Source organism: Mycobacterium sp. (genome assembly GCF_044370595.1).
GTDB lineage: Bacteria > Actinomycetota > Actinomycetes > Mycobacteriales > Mycobacteriaceae > Mycobacterium.
Genome location: NZ_JBILVF010000209.1, coordinates 1 through 4,593, shown reverse-complemented (window position 1 = coordinate 4,593; position 4,593 = coordinate 1). Strand labels below are relative to the sequence as shown.

The window sequence follows — 4,593 nt, the reverse complement described above, 5'->3', positions numbered from 1 at the left end:
GACCATCGCCGAAGTCGGCGACGCCGCGGCGCTGGGACGGTCGGTTCAGGAGGCCTTCCCGGGCAGCCGGGTGCGGGTCAGTGTTGCCGACGGCCGCTTCGAGTTGACCCTGCAGCAGCCGCGGATGCTGCGGCCGCTGACCGCCGCCGAACTGTCCGACGGCACCCTGCGTTACCTGTTGTGGGTGGCGGCACTGCTGTCGCCCCGGCCGGCCGAACTGACCGTCCTCAACGAACCCGAGGCCAGTCTGCATCCCGAATTGCTCCCGGCGTTGGCCGCGCTGATCGCCCGGGCTTCGGAGGTCTCCCAGATCCTGGTCGTCACCCACGCGGCGGCATTGGTGAACGCACTGCAAGATCAGGCCGAACCGGCGCTGCTGCAGTTGGCGAAACAGGACGGCCAGACTGTGGTTGAGGGCCAGGGTCTGCTGGACGAACCGCCCTGGCAATGGCCGGACCGCGGATGAACCGGGCCTATTCTGGGCAGCTATGACCGAACCTGCCGAACCTGCCGAGAGCCGGCCGACCATGATGCCGATGCTGGCCGCGCTGGCGGTGGCGTTGGTCGTGCTCATCGTGTTCTTTGGGCTGCGCTTCAGCGGGGGCGGGGACCCGCTGCCCGATGACGTCGCGGTGGGCCGGGCGGTGGTGGGGCAGAACGACGCGCTGCAGCGTGGAAACTACGCCGACTTCCGCACCTTCACCTGCGCATCCCAGCAGGGTGTCGAGAGCCAGGTGCTGGCCGATCAGCGCCGGTCCGCCGACGCCAAGGGCGCGCGCTACGTCGAGGACGTCAAGGACATCGCCGTGACCGGTGAACGGGCCACCGCGACCGTGGTGTACCACTTCGAGAAGGCGAAAGACGACAAGCTCAACACGCCGATGACCGTCGTCCGGGAGGACGGCGCGTGGAAAGTCTGTTCGCCCGGGCCGCGGTAGTCCTTTACAGCCGGGTCATCTCGACCGCGATGCCTACCGCGGCGGCGGTCACGACAGCGACCATGAACGCTGCAGTGGCGGGGACCAGGTAACGGGAGACCGGGGTCTGTCCGGCCCTCACAGTCTGTATCACCCGCGCATAGCGCCGGCGGACCAGCACCACCCCGGCGAAGCCGCCGATGGCGATCAGCGCGGCACCGGGCCAGGCCGGCAGGTTGGCGACGGCCGCCCAGTGCACTGCCAGCGCCCCCGCCGCGACGATGCCCACCGCGGTGCGCTGCCAGGACAGGGCGGTCCGTTCGGCCTGGGCGGCGTCGCCGACCAACCCCGCCGGATCCGATTCGGTCATCGTCCGGTTTCGGCCAGGTAGACCAGGACCGCGGCGGCCGCCGTGACGGCGGCGACACCGGTGATGATCAGCCGCGGCAGCGGATCGGTGGGCAGCGGACGTTGTTCACGCAGCGCCCGTTCGGTGCGGTCCCATCTGACATAGGCGCCGACGGTGACGATCATCGACAGCGCCATCAGCAAGGCCGTCAGCACCACCTGCATCGGCCGGGGACCGTAGTCGCGGACCAGTCCCGCCAGCCCCACCGCTCCTGCAAGCAGAGCCAACCCCGTTCGCAGCCAAGCCAGGAACGTCCGCTCATTGGCCAGCGTGAACCGGTAATCCGGATCGGTGCCCACGCTGTTCAGGGGCGGCTTGCGCCGAAGCAGACTCACCCCAGGGAAACTACTCCGCAAAAGGTACGTCGTCTGTACCGCAGTTCCGGTGTGGGAGACTCACGACTGTGAGCTACGCCGGAGATGTCAGCCCGCTGGAAAGCTGGAAACTGCTCAGCGAGAACCCCGACTCGGTGCTCGTCGACGTCCGTACCGCCGCCGAGTGGAACTGGGTGGGGGTGCCGGATCTTTCCAGCCTGGGCCGCCAGGTGGTGTTCGTCGAGTGGAACACCGCCGCCGGGCGCAATGAGAACTTCGTCGCCGACCTGATCGCCGCCGGCGTCACCCCCGGGGAGCGTCCGGTGATCTTCCTATGCCGGTCGGGCAACCGGTCCATCCCAGCAGCCGAAGCCGCGACTGCGGCCGGTATCGCCCCGGCCTACAACATGCTGGAGGGATTCGAGGGTCAACTTGACGTACACGCCCATCGAGGCGGAACAGGTTGGCGCGCAGAGGGTCTGCCCTGGAAGCAGTCATGACCCAGGGCTTCACAGACGGCGGGGTCCCCTCGGTGCGGATACCGACGCCGCTGCCCGACGGGGTCAGCCAGGCCACCATCGGGGTGCGCGGCGGACTGCTGCGCTCCGGTTTCGAGGAGACCTCCGAGGCGATCTTCCTCAATTCCGGCTACGTCTACTCCTCGGCCGCAGAAGCCGAGAAGGCGTTCACCGGCGAGATCGACCGCTACGTCTACTCCCGCTACGGCAACCCGACCATCTCGATGTTCGAGGAACGGCTGCGGCTGATCGAGGGTGCCGAGGCGGTGTTCGCCACCGGTTCCGGGATGGCCGCGGTATTCACCGGTCTGGGGGCGCTGCTCGGCGCGGGCGATCGACTGGTCGCAGCCCGCAGCCTGTTCGGCTCCTGCTTCGTGGTGTGCAACGAGATTCTGCCCCGCTGGGGGGTGGAGACGGTGTTCGTCGACGGCGAGGACCTCGACCAGTGGGAGCAGGCGCTGAGCCAGCCGACCGCCGCCGTCTTCTTCGAGACCCCGTCCAATCCGATGCAGAGTCTGGTCGACATCGCCGCCGTCTCGGAGATGGCGCACGCAGCCGGCGCGAAAGTCGTGCTGGACAACATCTTTGCCACGCCACTGCTGCAGCACGGTCTGCCGTTGGGGGTCGACGTGGTGATCTACTCCGGGACCAAGCACATCGACGGCCAGGGCCGGGTGCTGGGCGGGGCGATCCTCGGCAGCAAGGACTACATCGACGGCCCGGTGCAGACCCTGATGCGTCACACCGGACCGGCGTTGAGCCCGTTCAACGCCTGGGTGCTCTTAAAAGGCCTTGAGACGCTGGCGGTTCGGGTCAACTACAGCAATGCCTCGGCGCAGCGGGTGGCGGAGTACCTGGAGGGCCACGCCGGCGTGAGCTGGGTGCGCTACCCGTTCCTGTCCTCGCACCCGCAGTACGACCTTGCCAAACGGCAGATGAGTGGCGGCGGGACCGTCGTCACCTTCGAATTGGACGCCCCCGAGGATCGGGGCAAGCAGCGGGCCTTTGAGGTGCTCGACAAACTGTCCATCATCGACATCTCCAACAACCTCGGCGACGCGAAGACGTTGATCACCCACCCGGCCACCACAACCCACCGTGCGATGGGCCCCGAGGGCCGGGCCGCCATCGGTTTGGGCGACGGAGTTGTGCGTATCTCGGTCGGTCTGGAGGGAACCGAGGACCTCATCGCCGATCTGGACCGTGCTCTGAGCTGATCAGTGTCACGTCAGTCGGAGTCAAAGAAGGCGCGCCGGCGCAAGCGGCAGGCCGCCCGGCAGGAGTTCCTCGCCGCCGATGACACCGCCGATGACACCGCGGACGCCATCGGGGAGGCGGTCGCCGACGTCGACGAGTGGATCACCGCGCGGGGTTGGGTGCTGGACGCCGAGAACTCCCACAACCTGGTCAGCTGGGTCTACCCACCGTCGGCGGCGAGTTTCGCCGACGAGGACCGTGAGTCGGTCACCCGGGTCTGGATCACCCTCGTCGAGGACGATGATGAGGTGGTGCTGGAATTCGGAGCGGCCCTGGTGGGCGCCTGCGAGGACGACGGCGTCAACGTCCTCGACCCGGACAGCCTGGCCGACGACCTGGCTGCGCTGGAGGCCTATCGCGAGGGATCGCCCCGGCCGGAGTTGGCTTGAGCCCGTTGCGTTTCGTCGAGGTGGACGCCGATCACGAACTGGCCCAACCGCTGATCGCCGAACTCGCCGTGGAATACGCGACGCGCTATGACGGGACCGAGGCGGGTGTCTTGCGTTGGTTGCGCGGCTATCCCGCCGCGGAGTTCAGCCCGCCCACCGGCGGGATGCTGATCGGCCTGCTGGACTCGGTGCCCGTCACCGGCGGTGCATTCCGCCGGTTCGGCGTTGTCGATGGCGTGGAAACCGCTGAGCTCAAGCGGATCTGGACCGACCGGCGACACCGCCGCAGGGGATATGGCCGCCTGCTGCTCACCGAACTGGAGGCCCGGATCACCGCCGCCGGCTACCGCCGGGTCTACCTCACCACCGGTGATCGCCAACCTGAGGCCGAGGCGCTCTACACCGCGACCGGGTACCTCAAGCTGACGGCACCGCGGCCGGCCGAGACCGAGGTGTACGCCCTGGCGTTCGAGAAGGTGCTCGACTGAGAACCCCGGGCTCCCTGCCGGCCCCTACCCCCACTCCCGCACCCCCGCCCCACCCCTTCCCCGCGAGCGTGCGTGTCGGCACGGCGGCGCGCCGCCAACACTGTGCACTTTGTGCACGCTCAGGCGGCCGCCGCGCTGCGGAGGTGGCCGTCGATGCGGCGGACCAGTAGCTGAGGACGCCGACGAACGTCTTGCGCGACGATCGGGATTATGGTCCAGCCGAGGTCCTGGACGGCAGCGAGTTTCTCCCTGTCCCTGCGCAAAGCTTCAGGCCCGCTGTGCCATGCATCGCTGTCGTACT

General features: G+C 68.3%; 9 protein-coding genes. 6 read left to right on the top strand and 3 right to left on the bottom strand.

Annotation, left to right across the window (positions count from 1 at the left end; genetic code table 11):
- Both ADBZ5N_RS17540 and ADBZ5N_RS17535 read left to right on the top strand, forming a co-directional pair.
- The coding region (locus tag ADBZ5N_RS17540; protein WP_526259652.1) for an AAA family ATPase at window positions 1-466 on the top strand (466 nt) is incomplete at its 5' end.
- A 22-nt stretch (window positions 467-488) separates the two neighbouring features.
- A complete protein-coding gene (locus ADBZ5N_RS17535; protein WP_526259650.1) occupies window positions 489-938 on the top strand; it encodes an Rv0361 family membrane protein in 450 nt (149 codons plus the stop codon).
- 4 nt (window positions 939-942) lie between these two features.
- Here the strand turns inward: ADBZ5N_RS17535 and ADBZ5N_RS17530 are convergent, their stop codons facing one another.
- Window positions 943-1,287 (bottom strand): DUF202 domain-containing protein, encoded by a 345-nt coding sequence (locus ADBZ5N_RS17530; protein ID WP_526259647.1) that lies wholly within the window; start codon window positions 1,285-1,287, stop codon window positions 943-945.
- The gene (locus ADBZ5N_RS17525; protein ID WP_526259645.1) at window positions 1,284-1,661 is read right to left on the bottom strand and encodes a DUF202 domain-containing protein; all 378 of its coding nucleotides are present in this window, start codon (window positions 1,659-1,661) and stop codon (window positions 1,284-1,286) included. Before ADBZ5N_RS17525 ends, ADBZ5N_RS17530 begins: the two co-directional genes overlap by 4 nt.
- Before the next feature lie 68 nt (window positions 1,662-1,729).
- On the opposite strand from ADBZ5N_RS17525, the gene ADBZ5N_RS17520 reads away from it, so the two are divergent.
- The 4 genes from ADBZ5N_RS17520 to ADBZ5N_RS17505 are packed head-to-tail and all read left to right on the top strand — an operon-like array spanning window position 1,730 to window position 4,292.
- Window positions 1,730-2,140, top strand: a complete 411-nt coding sequence (locus ADBZ5N_RS17520; protein WP_526259643.1) for a rhodanese-like domain-containing protein — start codon at window positions 1,730-1,732, stop codon at window positions 2,138-2,140.
- Window positions 2,137-3,375 (top strand): O-succinylhomoserine sulfhydrylase, encoded by a 1,239-nt coding sequence (locus ADBZ5N_RS17515; protein WP_526259641.1) that lies wholly within the window; start codon window positions 2,137-2,139, stop codon window positions 3,373-3,375. The genes ADBZ5N_RS17520 and ADBZ5N_RS17515 overlap by 4 nt, the downstream gene beginning before the upstream one ends.
- Before the next feature lie 3 nt (window positions 3,376-3,378).
- Window positions 3,379-3,804, top strand: a complete 426-nt coding sequence (locus ADBZ5N_RS17510) for a hypothetical protein (RefSeq protein WP_526259639.1) — start codon at window positions 3,379-3,381, stop codon at window positions 3,802-3,804.
- The gene (locus tag ADBZ5N_RS17505) at window positions 3,801-4,292 is read left to right on the top strand and encodes a GNAT family N-acetyltransferase (RefSeq protein ID WP_526259637.1); all 492 of its coding nucleotides are present in this window, start codon (window positions 3,801-3,803) and stop codon (window positions 4,290-4,292) included. The genes ADBZ5N_RS17510 and ADBZ5N_RS17505 overlap by 4 nt, the downstream gene beginning before the upstream one ends.
- A 119-nt stretch (window positions 4,293-4,411) precedes the next feature.
- Here ADBZ5N_RS17505 and ADBZ5N_RS17500 read toward each other — a convergent pair.
- Window positions 4,412-4,593 (bottom strand): putative endonuclease domain-containing protein (locus ADBZ5N_RS17500; protein ID WP_526259635.1); only part of this gene is annotated, 182 nt, incomplete at its 5' end.